Origin of the sequence: Gemmiger formicilis, from assembly GCF_016901605.1 — a bacterium.
Classification (GTDB): Bacteria; Bacillota; Clostridia; order Oscillospirales; family Ruminococcaceae; genus Gemmiger; species Gemmiger formicilis_B.
Genome location: NZ_JACJKP010000859.1, coordinates 1 through 220, shown reverse-complemented (window position 1 = coordinate 220; position 220 = coordinate 1). Strand labels below are relative to the sequence as shown.

The 220-nt window shown below is 50.5% G+C and carries 1 protein-coding gene; it reads left to right on the top strand.

All coding sequences use genetic code 11. The annotated features are described in order from the left end of the window. Nucleotides 1–109: 109 nt before the first annotated feature. Nucleotides 110–220, top strand: a 111-nt coding sequence (locus H6B10_RS19175; protein WP_430661793.1) for an SseB family protein, incomplete at its 3' end; no start/stop codon positions are given.

Here is a 220-nt window from a genome sequence, read left to right as displayed (position 1 = left end):
GCGCCCGGCCAGATAAGGACGAGCCGCCTGAGCCACGGCAGCAAACAGCTTCTCATCTTTGGGTCCATCCAGAATCAACAAATAACTTTTCCTCGTATCGTTCACAATCATGATGCTGCGCTTTGACGATTTTGCCAATATGCTTCAGAAAAATCAGGAAGCCTCCGGTTTGGTCTTGAATCCCGGAGAAAACAGCCTGCGGTTGGAATCTGCGCTGATC